We start from the raw sequence: 23,480 nt of genomic DNA on the forward strand, positions 1-23,480 counted from the left end.
GATGGTTACTAGGGTTTTATAATTAATATATAGCATTCAAAATTGAGGTGTAAAAGATGAGTGAATTGGGGGATATTATCGCAGCCTATCGGAAAGCAGAACAGGAACAAATTCGTACCGTATTAGCGACAGTGGTTAAAGTGGAAGGGTCGTCTTATCGGATGCCGGGAGCACGGATGCTTGTTTCGGAATATGGGGAGATGACGGGAGCCATCAGTGGTGGCTGTCTAGAAGGAGATGCACTCCGAAGAGCGCTATTGGCGCTTCACCAACAAAGCAATAAATTGGTGACTTACGATACGACCCATGAGTCAGATCAACATATCGGTATCCAACTCGGATGTAATGGAATTGTGCATATCTTGTTTGAATATATTGATTCAACAGATCCCTATCACCCCATCGCATTATTGGAGAAATTACTTCACCAACGAGTACCAGCGATCGTTACGACTGTCTTTTCATTTGACCGGAATGCTCAACAACAGGGAACCTGCTGCATCCAGCTTGAAAAGGAGACGATCAGCAACCCACATATCAGTATCTCTTGCGCAAACCTGAAACCCTTGATGGCGCAAGTGAATCATAATAAGGAAACATTAAGGACTGTTTTGGAACATGATCAGGTGAAGTATGAACTTTTACTGGAATATCATTTACCCACGGTACATCTGTTGATTATTGGTGCTGGAAATGACGTGCAACCTGTCGCTGAGATGGCTGCCATCATCGGTTTTGAAGTGACTGTGATTGACGGCCGTGCCAGCCATGCGACTGCAGATCGATTTAAAATGGCTAAACGGGTGATCGTATCGTCAGCTACTGATGTTGTTCATCAAGTGGATATCGACCATTATACTGTTGCGGTATTGATGTCCCACAATTACGATTATGATAAAACAATATTGAAGCAGCTTGTCAATACCTCCTGTTCATATATTGGTTTATTAGGTCCTAAAAAGCGTTTTCAGCGTGTTGTAACTGAAATGCAAGAGGAAGGGATTGTGATCGACACCGCTGCACAGGCAAAATTGCATGGTCCTGTTGGCCTTGATATCGGAGCCCAAACTTCTGCAGCGATTGCACTCGCTATACTTGCAGAGATAAAAGCCTTTCTGCACCAGCGTTCAGGAAATTTTCTTCGAGACCGAACAGAAAAAATGCACCATGATATCTCTACACTATAATATATACTATGCTATTCGATAAATTTGGCCGCCAACATACTTATCTTCGGATCTCGCTTACAGATAATTGCAACTTGCGTTGTTTTTACTGTATGCCTGAAGAAGAATATGCATTTGCGCCTCATGCTAAGCTGATGCAACCAGACGAAATACTTACTATTGCTCATACCTTTATTGCCCAGGGGATTACAAAAATACGGTTGACTGGTGGAGAGCCATTTGTACGGAAAGATGCTGATCAAATTTTGGCGGGTTTGGCAACGTTACCTGTTGAACTTACCTGTACAACAAATGGAGTACGCGTGGATACTTTATTGCCCATGATCAAAGCGGCGAATTTCAGTAGTATCAATATTAGTCTGGACACGCTAAAGCCTGAAAAATTTCATAAAATAACTGGAAGAAATCTATTTCATCAAGTTCGGTCCAATACTGATCTGCTATTGAAAAGTGGGATCACTTGTAAATTGAATGTGGTCATCATGAAAGGTTTAAATGATGACGAAATAGTGGATTTTGTGGCGCTTACTGAAACTATGCCATTGGAAGTTAGATTTATCGAATTTATGCCCTTTAGTGGCAATAAGTGGACAAGCAATCAGGTATTTACGTTGCAAGAGATAAAAACAGTGATTCAAAGTCGGTATGCCATGGAGGAACAGGAGGGGAGTATTCATGATACGGCGAAGCATTTTCGCATTTCAGGTCATCGCGGTTCTATCGCAGTGATCAGTACGATGAGTGAACCTTTTTGTAGTGGATGCAATCGCATTCGATTGACTGCAGATGGTAAATTGAAAAATTGTTTATTCTCGACTGCCGAAACGGATTTGTTAACTGCTCTCCGTTTGGGAAAACCCATATTGCCTTTGATAAAAGCCAATATTGAAGCAAAAGCATTTGCTTTAGGAGGGCAGTTGAAGGAAGATTTTACGCAAATAGATACCGATCAACTTGAAAATAGAAGTATGATAACTATTGGAGGATAATGAATAATACTGGAATTATAATTTTGGCTGCCGGCAATTCCTCTCGTTTGGGAACTGCAAAACAGCTGCTGCATTATCAGGGTCAAACGTTATTGTTGCATATCGTACAAGAAGCATTGTCCTGTCATCCTGCTGCTGTTATTGTCGTTGTTGGTGCCGAAGCTCAAGCGATCGCTGAAACACTAGCTGATCGAGACGTTAGCATTTGCTATAATGCGGACTGGTCAACGGGCATGGCTTCTTCTATCCGTAAGGGGATGACGCAGTTAATCGCAGAGAACAGTATGGTGACGAACTGTATCGTTACTGTAAGTGATCAACCTCATCTATCGGGACAAAATTTTAGCCAATTAGATAAGCTGCAATCTAAAACTGGAAAGGGTATAGTTGCCTCGACTTATGCAGGTACCATCGGTGTCCCTGTTTTATTTACGCATCCTTATTTTGAATTGCTGCTATCGTTACAAGGTGATCAGGGTGCGAAAAAAATTGTGGGGCAGCACTTGGATGACCTGGCAACCGTTGGTTTCGAACAGGGTGCTATTGATATCGATACGCCTGAAGATATGATACACTTGAGTCAAAAACTGGTGACTGTTTCCGAGGCGCAAGCAATCATCAGGAAATATGCAACCCATGACTACATCAGCTGTAAAAGTCTGACTGATGTTAACGGATATGTGCTGGCAGAATCTATTGTTTCTACGTGTGATATTCCTAATTTCAGACAGTCGTCGATGGATGGTTATGCGATCAGATATGCGGATCGTATGGATACACTAGAAATCGTAGGAGAGATGCGTGCTGGAAGACAGGCTCGTGTAACATTAACCTTCGGACAAGCAGTTCGTGTGTTTACGGGAGCACCGTTACCTGAAGGAGCAGATACCGTTGTGATGCAGGAAAAAGTCTTTCGCGAGGATGATAAACTGACTATTAAAGACGATCAGCTTACCATTGGTATGCATGTGCGTCAAAAAGGGAGTGAGGCACAGCAAGGTGCATTGGCTTTAGGCGCAGGTCATCTGCTTACACCTGCTGCCATTGGATTTTTGGGGGGAATAGGATGTCAAGAGGTACTGGTCTATGATGGTCCAACAGTAGGTATTATCGTGACAGGTGATGAATTGCAGGAATTGGGCAAATCACTCAATTTTGGTCAGGTTTATGAATCTAATTCACTTCAGCTTCGGGCAGCTCTTCAGCAAGCAGGAATAAAGAAGGTGCAACGCTATCATGCTCCAGATGATCCTAAAAAGCTGGAAGCAGTATTGACAGCAGCACTGCAGGATTGCGATTTGATTTTATTGGTAGGAGGGGTGAGCGTAGGTGATTATGACTTTGTTGTTCAGACTGCTGTTGCACAATCTGTCGTACCGCATTTTCATCAAGTAAAACAAAAACCTGGTAAACCACTATTTTTCGGGACTAAGGGTAAGCAGCTGGTATTTGGATTGCCTGGTAATCCTTCATCAGCATTGACTTGCTTTTATTTGTATGTTTTGCCTGCTCTCGATCAGATGATGCAGCGTCCTGAGTCACTTTTGACAAAAACAGCCATAACAACAGCAGATTATTATAAAAATACAGGCTTGACGCATTTTATTAAGGCTTATATCGATGATGAAGGTCGGGTGCTGCCCTTACAGGCACAGGAATCGTATCGATTGCAGTCGTATGCACATGCCAACTGTTTGCTTGTGCTCCAGGAAGAATCTCCAGGTGTGCAGGCGGGTGAAGAAGTTCAAATCATTTTATTGCCTTAATGGACCATGGAGACCGATTTTTTTTATATTATCTTATTTGCCGTCGCATTTTTGTATGCATCGGTTGGACATGGTGGAGCGAGTGGATATCTGGCACTGATGGCTTTATATGGCGTTGCCCCTCAAGAAATGAAGCCAACTGCGCTATTTTTAAATTTATTTGTTTCCCTCACTTCTTTTATTCAATATTATAGGGGAAAGCATTTTAAAAAAGATATTTTTATCCCCATTGCACTAGCTTCGATACCTTTTGCATTTTTAGGAGGCATGTTATCCATCGATGACCATCTTTATAAAACCATATTGGGTATCTTGTTGTTGCTTCCTATAATTCGTTTTTTCTTTTTTAAGCAGGTACCAGACGATCGCTTGGTGGCACCAGTAAAGTGGATATCTGTCCTATTGGGGGCTATTATTGGATTACTCTCTGGAATGATCGGAATAGGTGGCGGAATTATTCTTTCTCCTATTTTGATTTTGCTCTTGTGGACCAATCAAAAGCAAACTGCAGCTATCAGTGCAGCTTTTATTTTTGTTAATTCACTTGCCGGATTGGGTGGGATGCTGACACAGGGAATTTCGTTAAGTTCTAATATGATTTTATATATTGTCATTGCATTTTCTGGTGGTCTTATGGGCGCATATATGGGATCCAAGAAATTTAATCAGGAGGTACTCAAATACATTTTGGCAACTGTTTTATTAATGGCGGCCTACAAATTGCTCTTTACATCGGCATAAGTGAATCCTAGATGATACGTATCCTGGATAGGTATCTATTTTTGGAATACAATTGGATGTGAGCGATTAATATTAATATTTTATAAATAAGATGAAAAAAATTAAAATACTTGCATTTGGACCTTTGGCGGAGATTATGGAAAAGGAATTTTTGATGGAGGCGGTAGATACTAAAATGGTGCTGGATACGCTAGTACAGCAGTTTCCATCGCTTGGGGATCGTAAAATAGCACTGGCTGTGAACGGTAAAATTAGGAAGGATGTGGTATTGCTGCAGGATCAGGATACGGTAGCGCTTTTACCGCCTTATTCGGGAGGTTGATATGCAATGGAAAGCACGTTATGAAAGGCACTATAGCTTGCCTGGTTTTGGTCATTTGGCACAGGAAAAACTTGCTGCTGCTAAGGTACTGGTGATCGGGGCTGGCGGATTGGGCTGTCCTGTATTACAATACCTGACAGCAGGGGGAGTAGGGTGCATTGGTATTGTGGATTTTGATACCATCCAGCTCAGCAACCTACAACGGCAGACTTTGTATCGTACCGATCATGTGGGACTCTTAAAGTGTCAGGTCGCTGCACAACAATTAAGGGCAATCAATCCAGATGTCAAGATCATCGAACATCCGGTCCAACTGGATCAAAATCAGGCAGATCTAATTATACAACAATATGATATTATCGTAGACTGTACCGATAACTTTGCGGTACGCTATGTTATCAATGATTGTTGTGTGATCTTACAAAAGCCACTGGTTTTTGCTGCTATCTATCAGTATGAAGGGCAAATCGCGATATTTAATGTGGAGAATGATCAGGGAATGGCATGCAATTATCGGGATTTATTTCCGGTAGTACCTACTGCTGAAGAAGCACCAAATTGTATAGAAAATGGTGTTTTAGGTGTTCTTCCAGGTATTATCGGTTTGATGCAAGCTACAGAAGTGATTAAATTAATTACGGGTATCGGGGAGCCTTTGATCAATAAGTTGATGACTTTTAATGTCTTGAATTATCAATCCATGATTGTAGAAATTACAGATGATGCACCTGTACAGGTTGAAAATATGGGTATTACTACTTTAGGGATAAAAGAGCACGTTGATCATGCCCGACTTCTAGATGAGGATATATCAGGTATTCAACCCCATGAAATAGAAGTCTATCGCTCCGATAGTGATGTCAGTATCATCGATATACGAGAGTCAGATGAAGAGCCTGCTTTTCCAATGGCTGATCAGGGAATCCCATTGTCGGTCTTATATGCTCGTATGGATGAAGTACGGGCTTCACATATTATTGTGGTGTGCCAGAGCGGAAAACGTAGCATACATGCTGCTCAGCAATTGAAGATGCATTTTGGAAACACCAGAAGAATAAGTCACCTGATTGGCGGAATCATACGCTACTTAAATAATAATAAACCAGAATAGATGAAAAATATATTTGTTCAAGGCGCGATATCACCAGATGATATTGCGAAAAGTATAGCAAATCACAGTAGTAAAACGGATATTGGTGCGCACGAATTGTTTCTGGGTCAGATTAGGGCAGATGAGGTGGAGGGCCGAGCTGTAGCCGCCATTGAATATACGGCCTATGAAGAGATGGCACTAAAAAAAATGGCTACGATAAGAGAAGTACTTTTTACAAAATATAGGTTAATCTGTATGCATGTATACCATAGTTTAGGTAAAGTCCATACCGGAGAGCTTTGTCTATTTGTATTTGTCTCTTCCAGACATCGTAAAGATGCACAACAGGCTTGTCAGGAAATTGTGGAGCAGATCAAAAAAGAACTTCCTATCTGGGGTAAAGAAATATTCGAAGACGATACGCATCAGTGGAAAAAAAACAATTAAGATGGTAGATATTACACATAAATCCTATACGCTGCGTAAAGCGATCGCAACAGCAGTTGTGGTGACTTCCAATGGCCGGACTGTTGATGCCATAAAAAATGGGCAAGTCCCTAAAGGTAATGTTTATGAGTTTGCACGAGCAGCGACTTTATTGGCCATAAAAAAGACGAGTGATCTCATTCCTGATTGTCATCCGTTGCCCATCGAATACGCAGCGGTTGATTTTGAGATTGAAGGGCTTACCATTGTGATTTCGGTAACCGTCCATACGATATACAAAACGGGGGTGGAGGTTGAAGCGATGCATGGTGCTTCGGTGGCTGCTTTGGTGCTTTACGATATGCTGAAGCCTATAGATAAAAATGTCGAAATAGGTTCCATACGTTTATTGCATAAATCTGGAGGAAAAAGTGACCAGGTACATTTGGCTGAGAACCGAAAAATTCGGGCAGTAGTGGTCGTGTGCAGTGATTCGGTTTATTCAGGAGAAAAACAGGATCGATCTGGTTTAATTTTGAAAGAGCTATTGGAGGAACACGATGTGGAGGTAGTCAAATTGGACGTTGTCCCGGATGAAGTGGATGCTATCCAGGATCAATTAAATGCCGCTCAAGGACTTGGTGTCGATATGCTGATCTATACCGGTGGGACGGGTGTTTCTAACAGGGATGTTACTCCAGATGCAGTGTTACCATTTTTGACCAAACAGTTGCCCGGTGTGATGGAGGTCGCTAGACAATATGGTCAACAATTTGTAAAGACTGCGATGTTGTCGAGAGCTGTAGCTGGATTTGCAGGCAATATGTTGGTGTTGACACTGCCAGGATCTACAAATGGAGTCAAGGAAAGTATGAGGGCCTTATTTCCCCAAATCTTGCATGTTTTTCCAGTGAAAGATAATCAGGGACATGGATAGTAGAGGATCATCAACCGCGAAATTTGGTTATGATTTTTTTGATTCTTTCAAGGGCATAATCGATGTCATCGGCTGATGTAAATCGTCCTAAACTCAAACGTATGGCTGAGCGGTTATGGTGATCGTCTAGTCCCATTGCTTTTAATACTGGAGAAGGTTTATTTGTGACAGAGGAGCATGCTGAGCCACTGGAAACAGCAATATTTCCGAGTGCCAATATCATTTCCTGTGACTGAATATCAGGGATACATACATTTGTAGTATTGTATATGCGCTTTTCTAGATGACCATTTACAAAAACGCCATCTATTTCCAATAATGATTTTTCAAGGAATTCGCGGAGTTTGCTGATCTTTATTTTTTCAAGTTCCATTTCTTTTTTAGCGATTGATGCAGCTGCGCCCAGACCAATGATCCCAGGTACATTTAGGGTACCACTCCTAATGCCACCTTGCTGCTGTCCGCCGTGTATCAATGGTCTTAAACTTTTTAGATCAGGATTAGTGTATAATGCCCCAATGCCTTTGGGACCGTAAAATTTATGCGCGGAGAGTGGCATAACATCGATCCCCATTTTTTTGACGTCTATCGGAATCTTTCCTACAGCCTGAGTTGCATCGCATAGTAGCCAGGCTCCAGCCTGATGGGTGATATCTGCAATTGCCTGTATGTCTTGAATCACTCCTGTTTCATTATTTACAAGCATGATACAGACGAGTTTGGTATCACATGTGATGCTTTCCTGTAGCATTTCTAAATCAATCATACCATCTCGGTCTACGGGAAGATAGGTGACTCGATATCCAGTAGTGGCGAGATAACGGCAGCATGCTAATACGGCATTATGCTCAGTCGCGGCACATATAATATGTTTGCGATGATCCTCTGGAATACCCTTGATCGCCATATTAATGGCTTCCGTGGCACCGGATGTAAAGATCAGGTCTGTAGCTCGACAACCGATCAAATACGCGAGATCTTCTTGGGCAAATTCTATTTCTTCGAGCACCTGCATACCAAATAGATGTGGACTGCTAGGATTGGCATATTGTTGCTTAAAGTAGGGCAACATGCGTTCTAATACCCGATCATCAAGTGGTGTGGTGGCGTTATAATCTAAATATACGATAGATGATTGCATATCCATAAATGTACTGAATTAAATTGATAGGATTGTCTCAAAATGTTCCTTTTGGACCCATTTATGTTGACCATTTTACTAATTTCCTTATCCTGATTACTGATCTCATCCTCAAAATCTACACCATGGTTTAAAAATATACACATTTAAAAATAAGATTCATTTTGATTATAATCCTTTGTATGAAATGTATGGATTAAACGGATGGATCGTCGCTTTGAATAAATGATCGAGATATACGGTTATGTCATTACTACATATAAACATTGATCGAAACCATTCTAATGAACGAAAATGAATCCATCGTCGCTGTCTTGGATGTTCATAAGGTGCACATCTTTAAGAAGTTGATTTTCAAATAAATTCATATTCCGGTAAACATTATTGAGTTGCTGTCTTAACTATGCTGATCTTTTATGGTGGGATATAGCCCACAAGGTTGATCCACTGCAGTTTCGTTATTATTTTTTGTTTTTGTTAAATAAAATACGGTTCTTTATATATTAAATGTCAATAAGACATATAAATTGAACTGATGCACAGACCTTTGTGCTCTCGTTCGAAAACCAAAAATAAACGAACAAACTATAAACGATTATGAATAAAACATCAAGAAGAAAATTTATCAAAAACTCAACAGCTGTTGTTACTGTGGCTGGATTGACCGCTATATTTCCCAAGCTATATGCGGCTGTAGGTGCTGATCGAAAAATCCGTATTGCCGCCATTGGTATCAATGGTATGGGATGGTCTGATTTAAATGCGCTATTAAAGCACCCTGATGTGATCTGCACAGCACTTTGTGATGTTGATAACAATGTCTTACAGAAGCGGATAAAAGAACTTGAAGGAAGGGGGATTAAAGCTAAGGGCTATACGGACTATCGTGATGTATTAAAAAGTAAGGACGTAGATGTGGTCGTTATCGGTACTCCTGATCACTGGCATTGTTTACAGATGATAGAAGCATGTCAGGCAGGAAAAGATGTTTATGTTGAAAAGCCATTGGGCAATTCGATCGCAGAATGCCGGGCGATGGTGGCTGCAGTAGAGCAAAATAAATCGATTGTACAAGTAGGACAGTGGCAGCGTAGTCAGCAGCATTTTCGTGATGCTGTCGCTTTTGTTCACTCTGGGAAGCTAGGCAAAATACGATTGGTAAAAGCATGGGCATATCAAGGATGGATGAAAAGTATTCCCGTTAAACCCGATGCGGCGGTCCCTGCTGGTGTCAATTATGATATGTGGTTAGGCCCTGCAAAGAAACAACCTTTTAATCCGAATCGATTTCATTTTGATTTTAGATGGTACTGGGATTATGCTGGCGGATTAATGACGGACTGGGGTGTTCATATGCTCGACTATGCGCTATTAGGAATGAAAGCATCTAAGCCGATTTCAATCATGGCTTCTGGTGGAAAATTTGCTTATCCGCAGGATGCTGCACAGACTCCCGATACCTTGACTACCGTGTATGAATTTGAGGGATTTAATATCCAATGGGAGCATGCTACTGGTATTGACGGAGGTCCTTATGGAAAAGATCATGGTGTTGCTTTTATTGGAAACAACGGCACTTTGGTACTGAATCGCAATGGTTGGGAGATCATCCCTGAAAAGGGTCGGATGGAAGGGGTTGCCTTTCAACGTGCGGTCGATGATGGATTGGACTTGCATGCCGTTAATTTTATTGAAGCAGTTAAAAGTAGAGATTCATCAGTTTTAAATTGTCCTGTAAAAGCAGGTGCCGAAATTGCTATTTTTTCACAGATGGGGAACATTGCATACCGTACGGGAAAGAAAATTTATTGGAATCCAGATACTTGGTCATTTAGTGATGCTGAGGCTGATCAATTAATTTCAGCGCCTTACCACAATGGCTATCGTTTGCCAAAAGTTTAGGTTTAAGTTATTGGCGTAAGGGTGGCAGTGGCACATCAAAAATCATTAAGTAAGGGATTTGTCTACAGTTTTCCTTATTTAATGATTTTTTTTGTTTGTGTACTACAGGACAATATTTAGATGAAATCAAAATTAACCTCTGTATTTATTTAGTTATCAGTTTTTTATGTAGATTTTTATTTTGTTTAGATGGGTTTTAGAATATTGATTTATAACTTTATATTTGTTTCAAAATCGGTAGTAGTATGAAAAAGAAAGTTGTTCTTATTCAGGATGATGAAGATATCCTAGATATCATGGATGAAGTATTGACCGATGAAGGTTTTGAGGTTACTTCATCATTGTCAACTGAGCCTATTGAAATTATTGATGAGATCGATCCTGATGTTGTGGTCGTCGATGAGCATATCCGGGGAAGTAAGAAAGGATCTAAAATAATTGAGGAGCTCAAAAGTGATGCAGAAACCGAGGATATAGCTGCTGTCTTAACATCTACATCTTATGACTTACCTCAAACAGCAAAAGCATGCAAAGCAGATGATTATATCGAAAAGCCGTTTGATTTGGATCACATGGTTGATGTGGTTAAAAAAAATTCTTAACTACGAAATGGTTTCTATTGATTCAAAATGAAGCCATATATGTTGATGCTCCTACAGGAATCCATTCAATCATCGCCGGAGCTAAATGATTAATTTTTTTAGTTATATAGCCCTATAGTGTTGTAAATCAAATAAGTAGATGAGTTTTAGGTTTGGTCTATAAAAAATGTAGCTTTGGAGATCGGAATAGAGCTTTTACTTTTCGTTGATCTGGATAAAGTGCTGTACTCCTAGCACTAAGGAAAGGCAAAATTTCATTTTCATTATATTTGGATACATCATTATGTTTAGGCATCGAGATAGGGGACGTACTTTTGTCCACAATGTTCAATTGGCGGCATTATTGTCGTTTGTGGCTGGCGTGGTCAATATTGTAGGTGTCCTTTCTTTTAAAACTTTGACAACTAATGTAACTGGACATTTTGCCTTTTTTTCGGAAGAACTTTTTTCGAATAACTACGGATTGGCTTTCTTAAGCATGATCTATGTCCTTTCTTTTTTTCTTGGTGCATTTCTAGCCAACACCACGATGGAGATGACTTCTAGAGGTTCGGTTCATTTTTCATATATGCTACCGCTCTTGATTGAAATTTTTCTTCTTGCATTAGTTGCTTTTTCATCATATGATCATGCTGTTGGGCTTTCCTGTGTGCTATTGGTCGCGATGGGCTTGCAGAATGCGTTGGTAACAAAAATATCAGGTTCAGTAGTGCGTACTACTCATCTAACGGGATTGTTTACTGATCTAGGAATAGAATTATCGCAAATGATTTTCTATAAAAAAAGCCATGAACGGAAGCGTCTGAAACGTGCTATCGTACTCAAAGCAATCATTATTGGCGGATTTTTCTTTGGAGGAATTATGGGTGCATTGATGTATGGTTGGTTTGATCGAAGAACATTGTGTCTACCTATCTTCATCTTATTGGTAGCACTTTATTATGACCGCATGCTGTTGGGTTATTATAGATTCAGAAGAAAACATCAAGGTAATCATCAGTAAGTATGCAAATATAGATTAACTAATTTTTTTCCAAAAGTTGAGCATTCCACTACATGCCGTTTGGTCCAGTTCAAAACTAGTGGGAATTTCTTCCCATCCACTCCAATAAGATACTATACGAGTACCAATAGGTAGTTGTTTGAGTTGTTTTCTCAGGTATTCGGTATATGAATAATAGAGCTCTTTGTCGGGTATGACAGTATGGTCTATAGGGCAAGAGCTATCCATATTTTCATAGAAAGAATTGTAAAAATAAAATGCATCATAATCTGCAAAAGAGATTTGATCAATGTTGGCATGAATAAATTCTACGTTATCAATATGATGTTTTTGGGCGATTTCATTGGAGATTTCAACGAGCGATTCTCGCTGTTCAACGCCATAAAATCTACCTTCGGTACAACATGCTCCAACAAGACAAAATTTGCCTGCACCGGCGCCTATATCTAAAACCTTATCGTTGGGATGCTGAACTAAATAATTGGCTGCCATCTTCGCAACATCGACAGGAGTCCAATGTCGTTGTGCTAATTTTTTTATGTTAGAGGGGTATAAATCGTTAAATGTACTATCATCAACATTTACATCTGATCTCAAAGCTTTAAAAATCATTTGTTTTTTGTTTATTGTTAATATGAAAGTGTAATAAAGGGATGGATTCTTTTATTTATTTTTTGTGCTATTGATCATGAAATTTTCAATGTAAGCGGATGCTTAGTGATTCAGGATTTATCTATATACTGCTTTTCGCTGATTTTCATATGGTGAAATTTATCGATTGACATGCTTTGGATCTCTTGGATGCTCCATCGTCGATATTTAATTTTACTAAATTACGATAATATATTTTTACTCTAACAATTTAAAATGAAATTTAAGGATTGAGAAAGGTTTTCCGTAAGTTTCTATTGATCGAAATAGAAGAAATACGGGAAGTCTATCTGCAAGCTTATGTCCTCTCGAATAGGAAGAGATCAAGATATCTACAGTGCTCCGCTCAAAATTAACCTTTAGCATCAGGGATCATGCTTATGAAAATAATAGTGATGGGATAGGTAATCATCATTCTTAAAAAATGCCCCAATAAGTATCTAACTTATTGGGGCATATCTATAACTTGTTTAATGGGACGAATGATGAAGATCAGTATTTAAAAGATCGAATACCTCTGGGACGGGTAGGGCCATATTCTTGTAACTGTTTATCAATTAGGAAAGATCAGATTAAGATTCGTCTTTTGTATTTTTGACGAGTCCTATGCCCGAGAAAAAAAAGATTAGCCCAATGATACCTACTACGATAAAAGTGGTATATGCAGTGCTTTTATTGATTAATTCATATCCAGTATAAATTAAAGCAATAATACCCAAAATAGTGAGTACGGTGCCGAAAACGCGTTTTACATTCATTTTTTATATTTTATGTTATATAACAAGAGGCTTTGCTGGCTTTGCTGAAAAATTGTAAAACCAGATTTATTTTTGTTCTTCAATAATTTTATATTAGATGTGTAATTTTGGAATTAATGATGATCTATTTATATAACCTACGAACGAACGGAAAGTTTTAATTTGGGCTAATATGATTTTAGTAAAAGTATGATCTAATTAGATAGAGCCGATCATGACTGATCCATGCGCTAATTATAATAACAGCTTATTACCATTAGTTTGGTAGTAAGCTGTTGATTTTCAATAGGATATCATCAAGATCAAAAGGTTTGGCTATAAAGCCATCTGCTCCGACTTCCATAGCAATCTTGTTGCCATCTCCACTTGCTGATAAAACGATTACAGGTAGTTGTTTTATTTCTGGGGTACTACGGATTGCTTTTAGTATCTGATCACCCGACAATACGGGCATCCATAGGTCCAATAATAGGACGTCTGGGGAGTGAATCATGATTTCTTTAATCACGTGAATACTATTAAGCTGAGGTAAAACTTCATAGCCCTCTAATTCAAGTAACATTTGAAGTACATCAAGTATTCCCTGATCATCATCACAAATCATTATTTTCTTACTATCCATAGTTATTATTTTTCATGATTGGTAATGTAAAATTAAATGTCGACCCTTCACCGATCTCACTTTCGACCCATAAGGTTCCTTTATGGTTGACCACAATTTCATGAGATACATATAAGCCTATTCCTAGACCTGGATATTTTTTTTGAATATCGCTTGCTCTAAAAAATCTTTCAAATATTTTGATCTTATCTTGGTGATTGATACCCATACCATAATCTTTAACTGAAATTTTAACAAAATTTCCTACATTGTTGATATAAACTTCTACATTTTTTGATCCAGGAGCATACTTGATCGCATTGGAAATTAAATTATTAATGACCTGTAATATTTGCATTTCGTCTCCAATCACAGTGGCATTTGTACAACCTGAGAAGGAGATATGATGTCCTGGTATAGCTACCGATAGGTTGTCAATTGCATCTTGTACGGTTTTATCAATTTCAAAAGGTTCCATATGCAATTCGATATTTCCAGAATGAATCTTTGATGTATCCAATAACTTAGAAATAAGCTTATTTAGTTTTTCAATATACACAGAAACCTTATCAAGAGAAGTTGTAAACTTTTCTGGATTTTTAGCGGGGTCCATACGCTGAAGAAGTTGTATAAGACTTTTTATGGTGGTAAGTGGAGTTTTTAATTCGTGGCTTGCTATAGAGAGAAAATCATCTTTCCGACGGTCTAATTCTTTTTTTTCTGTGATATCTTCTATTGCGATTAATATCCGGTCTTTATATTGTCCTTCCAGCTCTATTCGATATGCATTGAGTAACATTACTTTTTTTCCGATGTGTTGAAAATGATGTTCGACTTCGTAATCAGTAACTGGGTTGTTGGTGGGCAATATCTTTGTTAAAAGATCCTTTAAAGGATCGATATCCCATTGATGGTTTCCTAGCTCGAAAAGGACTTTACCAACGGTTTCTTCCTGGGTGACTTTAAATGTGCTTAGGAAATGATTATTGGCGCTTAATACTACGTAATTTGAGTCTAACACCAATAAGCTCTCTCTTACCGTTTGAATAATACTGGATAAGAAAGCTTCTTTTACCATAATCTCCTTCGTGCGTTCTCGTACTTTTTCTTCTATATAAGTTTTTTCTTCACGCAATTCATATTCGACTCTTTTTCGCTCCGTTACATCGTGCTGCACACCGATAAAGTGGGTGACTAATCCTTCCTCATTTTTGACAGGTGAGATCAATAATTCATTCCAAAACAATTGGCCGTTTTTTCGGTAATTTCTAATTTCAACCTTACACTCTTTTCCCTCTCTTATACTGTCTTTGAGTAATTGTCTTTCAGCTTGTGATCTGTCCTGAGCTTGTAAAAAGCGACAGTTATGACCGATTATTTCATCAGTTGAATAACCTGATATTTTTTCAAATGCGCTGTTGCAATAGATGATTGGATTATCAGGTTGCAAATTATCGGTGATGATAATACCGGAGTTTGCCGAGTTTAACGCCTGGAGATATATATCGAGATTTTCATTTATCATATACTTTAATTTCATGGTGTGAAGTCATTTCTAATCATAACTTCATCTTTAAAACTTAATATCTGTATGGTGATTTTACAAATATTATGCCTTTTCAAATAAATGAGTTAAAGTAATTTTTAAATTCGTGATCATTGGCATCTTCAATCATTGGCTTCAGAGTCGTTATTACGCCTTATATTTGATATTATATTTATTTTTATTATTACTGTAATACAGTTTGTTATCATTTTTTTATTAAAATAATAGGCTGTAATCAGCTAAATTACATGATGTGCATAACCGTATTTCTTTTATTTATATAGCGTATTGCAGTCGCTAATACCCGTAGAAATTCTGAATAGAAACGTATTTGACGGTATGAAAATAAATTGGGAAATGAAAAAAATTTAGAATAGGATCACATTAAATTTCCAGAATTCGTTGCTATAATATTTAATCTGGTTTTCTTTGAAATAATAATAATGTTAATATCTATATGAAACTTTTAAGTATAAAAATAGTTTAATCTACTAGATTACCTGTATTACCTTGGAATACTTTTTTTGATGCTTTTCGCTGAACCTGTCTCGAACTTCTTTAGTTTGACATCTTTGAGTTATGTTCAATTGATCATCTATCTTCTTATTGCTGGTACCAGTACTCTTTGGATGGACGTTTATAAATATTGGAATAGGTCGATAGTAATAAAAAAATGATACAGTATGCTGTCTCGGAACATTTTTTGATGTTTGAAGTCTTTAGGTAACTCAAAATTCATGAAGAATCTTATGATATGGAAGTACTGGCTCGATCACTTCGTGACACATGATCATTATCTGTTATGCCAAATATAATTACTGTGTCTGGTGGATGTTAAAAAATAAAGTCAACATGGATCACACATTATATAACATTTTATTGTTTAAACTGTAATGACGTTATTTATTAGTGGCGACGAACTATTTTGGAATAGATGTTTTTGAGCTAGGGTGAAGTAGTATTGACGAACAAGAAATTTTGAAGATATGAAGATATTGTTAACGGGTGCTACAGGTTATATCGCACAGCGATTGCTTCCAGTATTACTTGAAAAGAAGCATCAGGTGGTCTGCTGCGTGCGTGATCAGAATCGTTTTGATAAAAGCAAATATGAGGGGTTTGATTTTGAGGTGATAGAAGTAGACTTTTTAAAGAAGGATTTTCTGAATCATATTCCGCAGGATATTGATGTTGCTTATTATCTCATGCACTCTATGTCATCTTCAGAAAATGATTTTACAGAAACTGAACTTCTTGTTGCTGATCATTTTAAAGCTTGTATGGAACAAACAAGTGTTAAACAGGTTATTTTCTTAAGTGGTATCGTCAATAGTAAGCAGCTCTCGAAGCACTTACAATCTCGTCTGAACGTGGAAGAAAGATTGCATTCCAATCATTATGCTGTCACGACTTTACGGGCAGGTATTATCGTAGGTTCGGGTAGTGCGAGTTTCGAAATCATACGGGATTTGGTAGAAAAGCTGCCCATTATGATTGCACCAAAGTGGTTGATGACCAAATGCCAACCTATAGGAATTCGTGATGTACTCAGTTTTTTAGATGGGGTGATGATGCAGGAATATACATTTAACAAGGCTTATGATATTGGTGGACCGGAAGTATTGAGCTATAAAGATATGCTTCTTCGGTTTGCGCATGCTAGGGCGCTTAAAAGGTGGATATTTACAGTACCTGTCATGACTCCGAAGCTTTCTTCTTACTGGCTTTATTTTGTGACTTCTACTTCTTATCCGCTTGCTAGTAGTTTGGTTGAGAGTATGCGCGTAGATGTTATAGCACAACCCAACGATCTTCAAGAAAAAATTAATATTCAACCCATGAGCTACGAAGTGGCTATTCAATTGGCTTTTGGAAAAATCGAACAGAATCAGGTTATATCGAGTTGGCGAGAGGCAATGAATATCGAAAGATATCCAGATCAATTTGTAAAACTGATAGAAGTTCCGCAAGATGGATGCTTTAAGGACATCAGATCTATGGAAGTGGCAGATCCCGATATTGTATTAAAACATATCTGGTCGATCGGTGGAAAAACTGGATGGTATTATGCAGACTGGTTATGGGGGATCCGTGGATTTCTGGATAAGTTAGTAGGGGGTGTTGGACTGCAACGGGGAAGGACAAATTCAGAGACCTTGTCTACAGGTAGTGTCATTGATTTTTGGAGAGTAATTTTAGCCGATAAGAAGGATCGTAGATTGTTGTTATATGCTGAGATGAAATTACCAGGTGAGGCATGGTTGGAGTTTAAAATTGATAAAAATAATGTTTTTATCCAAACAGCCACTTTCCGTCCACTGGGTATTTCTGGTAGGTTGTACTGGTATGCTGTATTACCTTTTCATTCCTTTATTTTTAAAGGAATGATGAAGAATATTGTTAAAGGTACTCATAAGAACAAGTCATAAGACTTCTTCCTTAAAAGTCTTCTCATAGCATCTATCAAATGAAATTTAATTACCGGTCGCTTGTCTGGCGATCAGCTTCCAGCCGTCTTTTTTTTCAATCCATACATTCGTAAATCGTCTGTTTTTCACTTTCCCGTCTTTAGCATACTCTTTTTCACTCCCCATGACAATAGCTAAATCATCTTGGAAAGTAATTTTTTCAATACTCCGGTCAACTTTTGGAAAGACATGACCACTTTTCATAAGGGCTAATATATCTTGAACACCGACGATCTTACCCATCGCATTGTTGACGACATACTTTTCTGTCCATATTGATTTTAATGCTGTTGTATCATTTTTATCCAAAAGAATTGTCCAATCTTTTTCTAGCTTTCTAATTTCATTTTCTTTATTATTTACCTGTCCTAATAATTGATTTGATAAACATACTAAACTGAATAGACTTAAGAATAACTTCATCATAATGGATTGGATTTAACAATTATTGTTTTTAAACTGCATTGAAAGTAATATAAAGGAGTTGTGCGACTCTTCTTGCTCGAAATATGATGGTAAAGTACAATTTTAAAATTTATAGTCGTGTTGTATCTTTAAAAAAGTCCAAATAAAAGTTGATTAATGCCATAATTATGGCATTCTTATAAAGATTTGCGCATCCATCACTCATTACATCATTATAGACTCTTTCTGTCATTATGGGCTTGATATGAAAGTGTGTTTTTTTCACGTACCTCATCAACTCCAGCTAAATCACATAGGAATTATCGATTTGAAACTAATGAAGACTGGATATAAACTCACAAAACTATACCCTGTACTATGATGATTGGTACATTTTTAATTTTTGTTGTAAAACTTTACGTGTCAAATGAATACGGGATTTAACTGTTCCCTCTGGAAGATTAAAGGTTTCTGCAATCTCGTGATACTTATAACCGTCTAAGTGTAAACGGAAGATCTCCGCATTTTCAACTGGAATGCTATTTAAAGCTTTTTGGATATCATCATGAATCATTTTGTATTCATTTGAATTGAAGGATGTGGTATCGAAATGATCAGTATGGATACAATCTTCATATATCATATGCTTACGTCGTTCTCTTCGATATTGATTGATATAAATGTTTTTCATAATCACATATAACCAGGTCATTAGTTTAGGATCATTGATAAAACTATGCACTGATTTAAGTGCTCTTATAAGAGTTTCTTGAATCAAATCTTCCTTTTCATCGTAATCAGACGTAAATTGACTAGCGAAATGGTTCAATAATTGCCTTTTTTCTTTAAATAAGACATTTAAGTTTGCATTTTCCATACTTACCTCCCTGTTATGATGAGTAGTACATTTAATAACGCTTAAATCTTTGTAATAGTTTGATAGTGAATGTGCTATATTGTTTGTTTTCTAACTATACGTATAAATTCGTTCCAGGCATTTGTATGTAAATAGTCTTATTTTCATTTTATCCATGAGTTTATTTAAATTTCAAGCATTTTTTAGATCGCTATAATTTTTAAAACAGGTATTTATATCGTATGCTGCAGGAGCCTTCATTATTGCTTTAATGATACATAGGCATATGATTGCTCTAAATCATGTTTCTAGAAAAATATAAGGGTAAAAACTTAAGTTGTAAGAATGCGTGACCATTTAGGGAATCAGAACTAGCAAGGAAATAAAAAAAGGAATGCAAATTGACTTGCATTCCTTTTTTTAGATTAATATCTAAATCAAGATAGTGGTTCTTCTATAAGAAATTGCCATCATTGTCTTCTTCTTCAAGACCATCTTCTTCGATGTCGCGATCGTCATCGTCAAAAACTTCTTCCTCAGGATCACCCTCTAACAGATCTTCCTTTGGATTGTCTATTTCTAATTCATCCTCCTCGGGATTTAATTTATCACTGTCTGGATCTACTCGATCGATTAAGCCATCTTCTTGATTTTCTCGTTCTATTGATTCATGTTCCGCATTGCCAACTTCTTGAAGCGGATCATATTGTCTAGAATCTTGTAATTGATTTTCAGATCCGTAATCTTGTTCCGATAAATTATTTTGTTTTGGAACGATCGAGTTACTATTTTCTAATATTACGTAAATGATCAGACCTAGTCTGTTTTTTGCGTTGCTTTTTTCAATTGTGATCATATTTTGATTTTAGGGAATGGAATTTAAGATAAAGAGTAGGTTCTGCTAGCGTGTTTGTCACTTATTTAACGACCTAATTAGAATAGGGAATGCTGTAATTTTAATAATTACTTAATTACCTTAATAATTGTTGTGTTATTCCAATTCAAGATCATCTTTATCATCAATTTCTACTTCATCGATATCCTCTTGCTCAGGCAATTCAACGGGCTCTTCTCTTGTGAGATCATCATTTTCTTCAATTGGAAGTTCTTCTTGGGGCTCACCTTGATCTATTTCATCTTGATCTTCATCGGGAAATTCCACTGGATCTTCTGTATCTAAATCGCTATTGTTTGAAGTATTTTTTGTAGATTCTTGTCCATTGGATTGTGCATCATCATCCTCTGGTACAAAATTTGGATCTTCTAATTCTGGATCAGGATTTTCAGCAGGATTTTCTGATTGTTTTTGCTCGCGCAAATCATTCGGATTTTTTGGCGCACCATCAGGATTGTTGGTCTGTGATTGATCGGCATTTTCCAATATTACTGCAACAATAAAACCTAGTCCTCTTGTAGTGGTATTTTTTTGTTGTTTCATCATAACTGTCCTTTTTTAAATTAATCAATGTATAGAAAGAACAGACAACGTGCTGTAATAGTTGTTCCAATAAATACCTGAAATAAATGAATTAGTACGTCGTCGTTTTGATTACTTACGATAACCCAAAATTTTTAAAAGATGATCACTCGTTTGTTTATCAGAAAAGACAGTATATTGTAGATCATGGTGATCATCTCGATCAATGATGATATGTTTTGGGGAAGGAATAAGACAATGATTAGCCCCTCCAAAACCACTGAGAGCTTCTTGATATGCACCAGTATGTAGAAAGATGATATACTGTTCATGATCAGTATCTGGCAGCATTATATATTCATTACGTCTAGTATTAGGATAATAATCCGAACTGTCACATGTTAATCCGCCAAGCAAGTATGGTTTATTATTTTCCTTTAAATTATTGATAGCAAATACGGGATACTGTTGTTGAATAGCCCATGTATCTGGGAGATGGGTAATAAAAGAACCATCAATAATAGCCCAATCTAGACGGTTTCCTGGTTTTTTTTCATTTATTTTAAAAATAGTAGCTGTGGCCTCTGCTACCGTACATTTACCGAATTCGGTCATAATATCTGGCTCTTGGACGCATTCTTCTGCACAGATGTTTTTAATGGTTGATACCAGATGTAGAACTAAAAGCGATAGGTCCAAGGTTTCACTTAATGAACTTCTAAATGGCATACCACCTCCGATATCTAAAGTGCTCAGTCGGGGATTTAGTCTTTTCAATCGGCAGTAAAACCGAACAACTTCTTCTAACACATCCCAGTATTCATGGCCAGTATCCAATCCTTTTTCATTAAAGAAATGTAGTGTGGTGAGCGACACTTGATTGTTTGTTTTGATATCATGCTGGTAGTGATTAATGATATCTTCGGGTGATAGTCCAAACCTTGACTTTTGATTATAGGATTTTAAAAATGTCAGGTTTATTCTCATTCCAATAGTTAAACAAGTCCTCGTGCTTATGTTTTCAAGATAATGGAAAAGTTCACTTTTACTATCGATGATAGGCATTACTGAACAATAGTCTTGCTGTATCAAAGATGAAATTCCAGTGAGATATTCAGGTGTCTTATAACCATTACAAATGATCTTTGTACCCCGTTTTACAATGGCATCTTCAATCAAAGATTTGATTAAATCGATATCATATGCCGATGATATTTCAATACCAATATGGGATTGAATAGCTTTCTCAAGAACATGCTTAAAATGAGAACTTTTTGTACAGTAATAGTATGTATATGTACCCTGGTAGTCAGTTTTTTGTATGGCTGCCTTAAAATAAAATTTCATCTCCTTTATTTTTTCTTCAATGTCGGGAAGAAAAGTAAATCGTAAAGGGGTTCCATTTTCTTTTGATAGCCTAAGTAAGTCAATATCTCTATAAAATAATTTAAAATCTTTTATATCGAAGTCATCAGGTAGATCAATCACCTCCTGGATCAATGGTTGTTCTTTCATTCACCAATTCTTGTTTTAAAAATAATGCGAATATATCATTATAGTTACGTTAGATTAAGGTAGTAAATGTATAATAAATAGTATTTTTCGAGGGTGTGCTCTTGACCTTGATGGTATAGTATGAAATCTATTTATGTCTTCTAAAGCCAAGTGAGATAGATTTAAGGAATCACTTTATTATAATTATCAAATATATAATATAAAATTCCTATTAGTGTGAAAAAAATAATTATCTTTGCCTGAAATAAGATTTAACATGATACTGTAAGATCTTGTGCGATTTGATAATACCAAAACCATTATAGAAAAGATCTATTTATATCGCTACAGACATTAAATCTGTAGCGATTCTTTTTTGATTATAATGTCTGAATACCTCACCTTTTTATTACCTGTTTGAGGTCAAATTTGATTCATGAGCATAAATTTGCTGTTTGCAAATTGTTTAGTGATATTGAATTAATAGGATGTATTACTTTTACGAGTATTTGATTTATAATCTATATTATTTGGAATAAATCTAAACAATGTAGTATCTTAGCGATCTCAATCATGAAAACGCACTGGGTCAATATTAAAGCAGGGAATAAAGAGAGTTTCTTTATTTTTTACGATACGTTGTATCGATCTCTTTTCCAATATGGAATGGTGATCGCTAAAGATCGAGAAGTGGTTAAAGATGCGATCCATATTCTATTTTACGAACTGTGGGAAAAACATGAACGTCTTCCAATAGACATCAAAGATCCTAAATACTATGTTTTTGTTTGGCTAAAGCGCATAATTTTTCGACAACTTAAACTGCAACAATTTTCATTTGAAAGTTTGCTTGAAGAACCCTATGAGGAATCTATGGAAACTCAAAAAATAAGACTGGAGGAAATGATGGAAAGAGAGCGAAATCTCTATGCTGCGATGGCTAAGTTGACCAAAAAGCAACGCCACTATATTGAGTTGAAATTTTTCCTTAATAAGTCTTACGAAGAAATTGCTATTTCAGAGAATGCTGCTGTCCGAACGGTGTATAACGTAATTTATGAAGCTATAAAGAGCCTTAAGGGACAATTAACATCGATCTTAATCCTTATTTTAAATTATTATAAATAAAATAGGTAAAATTGAGGTATTTCATGCACTACTCTTAAAATGCATGA

At 37.0% G+C, this 23,480-nt stretch carries 23 protein-coding genes; 13 read left to right on the forward strand and 10 right to left on the reverse strand.

Features of this window, described 5'->3' with window-relative positions; all coding sequences use genetic code 11:
* Window positions 1-56: 56 nt before the first annotated feature.
* From C8N37_RS17940 to moaCB, 8 genes are all read left to right on the forward strand, one after another.
* Window positions 57-1,187 (forward strand): XdhC family protein, encoded by a 1,131-nt coding sequence (locus tag C8N37_RS17940; RefSeq protein ID WP_108160190.1) that lies wholly within the window; start codon window positions 57-59, stop codon window positions 1,185-1,187.
* An 8-nt stretch (window positions 1,188-1,195) separates the two neighbouring features.
* The gene (gene moaA / locus C8N37_RS17945; protein ID WP_108160191.1) at window positions 1,196-2,176 is read left to right on the forward strand and encodes a GTP 3',8-cyclase MoaA; all 981 of its coding nucleotides are present in this window, start codon (window positions 1,196-1,198) and stop codon (window positions 2,174-2,176) included.
* Window positions 2,176-3,942: an NTP transferase domain-containing protein gene (locus C8N37_RS17950; RefSeq protein WP_108160192.1), complete on the forward strand. Its 1,767-nt coding sequence runs from the start codon at window positions 2,176-2,178 to the stop codon at window positions 3,940-3,942. Before moaA ends, C8N37_RS17950 begins: the two co-directional genes overlap by 1 nt.
* Window positions 3,943-3,948: 6 nt before the next feature.
* Window positions 3,949-4,683 carry a sulfite exporter TauE/SafE family protein gene (locus C8N37_RS17955; protein WP_108160193.1) on the forward strand — a complete coding sequence of 245 codons (735 nt, stop codon included), beginning with the start codon at window positions 3,949-3,951 and terminating at the stop codon, window positions 4,681-4,683.
* A 91-nt stretch (window positions 4,684-4,774) separates the two neighbouring features.
* Window positions 4,775-5,005 (forward strand): MoaD/ThiS family protein, encoded by a 231-nt coding sequence (locus tag C8N37_RS17960; protein ID WP_108160194.1) that lies wholly within the window; start codon window positions 4,775-4,777, stop codon window positions 5,003-5,005.
* A gap of 1 nt (window position 5,006) precedes the next feature.
* Window positions 5,007-6,116 (forward strand): HesA/MoeB/ThiF family protein, encoded by a 1,110-nt coding sequence (locus tag C8N37_RS17965; RefSeq protein ID WP_108160195.1) that lies wholly within the window; start codon window positions 5,007-5,009, stop codon window positions 6,114-6,116.
* A complete protein-coding gene (locus tag C8N37_RS17970; RefSeq protein ID WP_108160196.1) occupies window positions 6,117-6,545 on the forward strand; it encodes a molybdenum cofactor biosynthesis protein MoaE in 429 nt (142 codons plus the stop codon). It abuts the gene before it with no gap.
* A 1-nt stretch (window position 6,546) separates the two neighbouring features.
* Window positions 6,547-7,461: a bifunctional molybdenum cofactor biosynthesis protein MoaC/MoaB gene (gene moaCB / locus C8N37_RS17975; RefSeq protein WP_108160197.1), complete on the forward strand. Its 915-nt coding sequence runs from the start codon at window positions 6,547-6,549 to the stop codon at window positions 7,459-7,461.
* 10 nt (window positions 7,462-7,471) lie between these two features.
* Here the strand turns inward: moaCB and C8N37_RS17980 are convergent, their stop codons facing one another.
* Window positions 7,472-8,608, reverse strand: coding sequence for a cysteine desulfurase family protein (locus C8N37_RS17980; protein ID WP_108160198.1), 1,137 nt, complete (start codon window positions 8,606-8,608; stop codon window positions 7,472-7,474).
* A gap of 591 nt (window positions 8,609-9,199) precedes the next feature.
* Between C8N37_RS17980 and C8N37_RS17985 the strand changes: the two genes are divergently transcribed.
* The 3 genes from C8N37_RS17985 (at window position 9,200) to C8N37_RS17995 (ending at window position 12,109) form a co-directional block, all read left to right on the forward strand.
* A complete protein-coding gene (locus C8N37_RS17985; RefSeq protein ID WP_108160199.1) occupies window positions 9,200-10,504 on the forward strand; it encodes a Gfo/Idh/MocA family protein in 1,305 nt (434 codons plus the stop codon).
* Between the two features lie 245 nt (window positions 10,505-10,749).
* Window positions 10,750-11,106, forward strand: a complete 357-nt coding sequence (locus tag C8N37_RS17990) for a response regulator (RefSeq protein ID WP_108160200.1) — start codon at window positions 10,750-10,752, stop codon at window positions 11,104-11,106.
* A 283-nt stretch (window positions 11,107-11,389) separates the two neighbouring features.
* The gene (locus C8N37_RS17995; protein ID WP_108160201.1) at window positions 11,390-12,109 is read left to right on the forward strand and encodes a YoaK family protein; all 720 of its coding nucleotides are present in this window, start codon (window positions 11,390-11,392) and stop codon (window positions 12,107-12,109) included.
* 15 nt (window positions 12,110-12,124) lie between these two features.
* On the opposite strand, the gene C8N37_RS18000 is transcribed toward C8N37_RS17995, so the two are convergent.
* The 4 genes from C8N37_RS18000 to C8N37_RS18015 all read right to left on the reverse strand — a co-directional run bounded on the left by C8N37_RS18000 (window position 12,125) and on the right by C8N37_RS18015 (window position 15,644).
* Window positions 12,125-12,721, reverse strand: a complete 597-nt coding sequence (locus C8N37_RS18000) for a methyltransferase domain-containing protein (RefSeq protein WP_108160202.1) — start codon at window positions 12,719-12,721, stop codon at window positions 12,125-12,127.
* Window positions 12,722-13,332: 611 nt separating this feature from the next.
* Window positions 13,333-13,518, reverse strand: a complete 186-nt coding sequence (locus tag C8N37_RS18005) for a hypothetical protein (RefSeq protein ID WP_108160203.1) — start codon at window positions 13,516-13,518, stop codon at window positions 13,333-13,335.
* Window positions 13,519-13,774: 256 nt separating this feature from the next.
* Window positions 13,775-14,140, reverse strand: coding sequence for a response regulator (locus C8N37_RS18010; protein WP_108160204.1), 366 nt, complete (start codon window positions 14,138-14,140; stop codon window positions 13,775-13,777).
* Window positions 14,133-15,644 (reverse strand): PAS domain-containing sensor histidine kinase, encoded by a 1,512-nt coding sequence (locus C8N37_RS18015; protein ID WP_244914469.1) that lies wholly within the window; start codon window positions 15,642-15,644, stop codon window positions 14,133-14,135. The genes C8N37_RS18010 and C8N37_RS18015 overlap by 8 nt, the downstream gene beginning before the upstream one ends.
* 1,007 nt (window positions 15,645-16,651) lie before the next feature.
* On the opposite strand from C8N37_RS18015, the gene C8N37_RS18020 reads away from it, so the two are divergent.
* Window positions 16,652-18,094 carry an SDR family oxidoreductase gene (locus C8N37_RS18020; RefSeq protein ID WP_108160206.1) on the forward strand — a complete coding sequence of 481 codons (1,443 nt, stop codon included), beginning with the start codon at window positions 16,652-16,654 and terminating at the stop codon, window positions 18,092-18,094.
* Between the two features lie 45 nt (window positions 18,095-18,139).
* On the opposite strand, the gene C8N37_RS18025 is transcribed toward C8N37_RS18020, so the two are convergent.
* The 5 genes from C8N37_RS18025 to C8N37_RS18045 all read right to left on the reverse strand — a co-directional run bounded on the left by C8N37_RS18025 (window position 18,140) and on the right by C8N37_RS18045 (window position 22,326).
* A complete protein-coding gene (locus C8N37_RS18025) occupies window positions 18,140-18,559 on the reverse strand; it encodes a nuclear transport factor 2 family protein (protein WP_108160207.1) in 420 nt (139 codons plus the stop codon).
* A gap of 355 nt (window positions 18,560-18,914) precedes the next feature.
* Window positions 18,915-19,415, reverse strand: coding sequence for an RNA polymerase sigma factor (locus C8N37_RS18030; protein ID WP_108160208.1), 501 nt, complete (start codon window positions 19,413-19,415; stop codon window positions 18,915-18,917).
* A 433-nt stretch (window positions 19,416-19,848) separates the two neighbouring features.
* Entirely contained in the window at window positions 19,849-20,250 is a 402-nt protein-coding gene (locus C8N37_RS18035; RefSeq protein ID WP_108160209.1) for a hypothetical protein, read from the reverse strand.
* A 135-nt stretch (window positions 20,251-20,385) separates the two neighbouring features.
* On the reverse strand, window positions 20,386-20,835 hold the full coding sequence (locus tag C8N37_RS18040; RefSeq protein ID WP_146171104.1) for a hypothetical protein: 450 nt from the start codon (window positions 20,833-20,835) through the stop codon (window positions 20,386-20,388).
* Window positions 20,836-20,943: 108 nt separating this feature from the next.
* Window positions 20,944-22,326, reverse strand: coding sequence for a type III PLP-dependent enzyme domain-containing protein (locus tag C8N37_RS18045; RefSeq protein WP_108160211.1), 1,383 nt, complete (start codon window positions 22,324-22,326; stop codon window positions 20,944-20,946).
* 552 nt (window positions 22,327-22,878) lie between these two features.
* Between C8N37_RS18045 and C8N37_RS18050 the strand changes: the two genes are divergently transcribed.
* The gene (locus tag C8N37_RS18050) at window positions 22,879-23,433 is read left to right on the forward strand and encodes an RNA polymerase sigma factor (protein WP_108160212.1); all 555 of its coding nucleotides are present in this window, start codon (window positions 22,879-22,881) and stop codon (window positions 23,431-23,433) included.
* Window positions 23,434-23,480 lie beyond the last annotated feature (47 nt).

This window comes from Sphingobacterium faecium (genome assembly GCF_003054045.1).
Taxonomy (GTDB): Bacteria; Bacteroidota; Bacteroidia; order Sphingobacteriales; family Sphingobacteriaceae; genus Sphingobacterium; species Sphingobacterium faecium.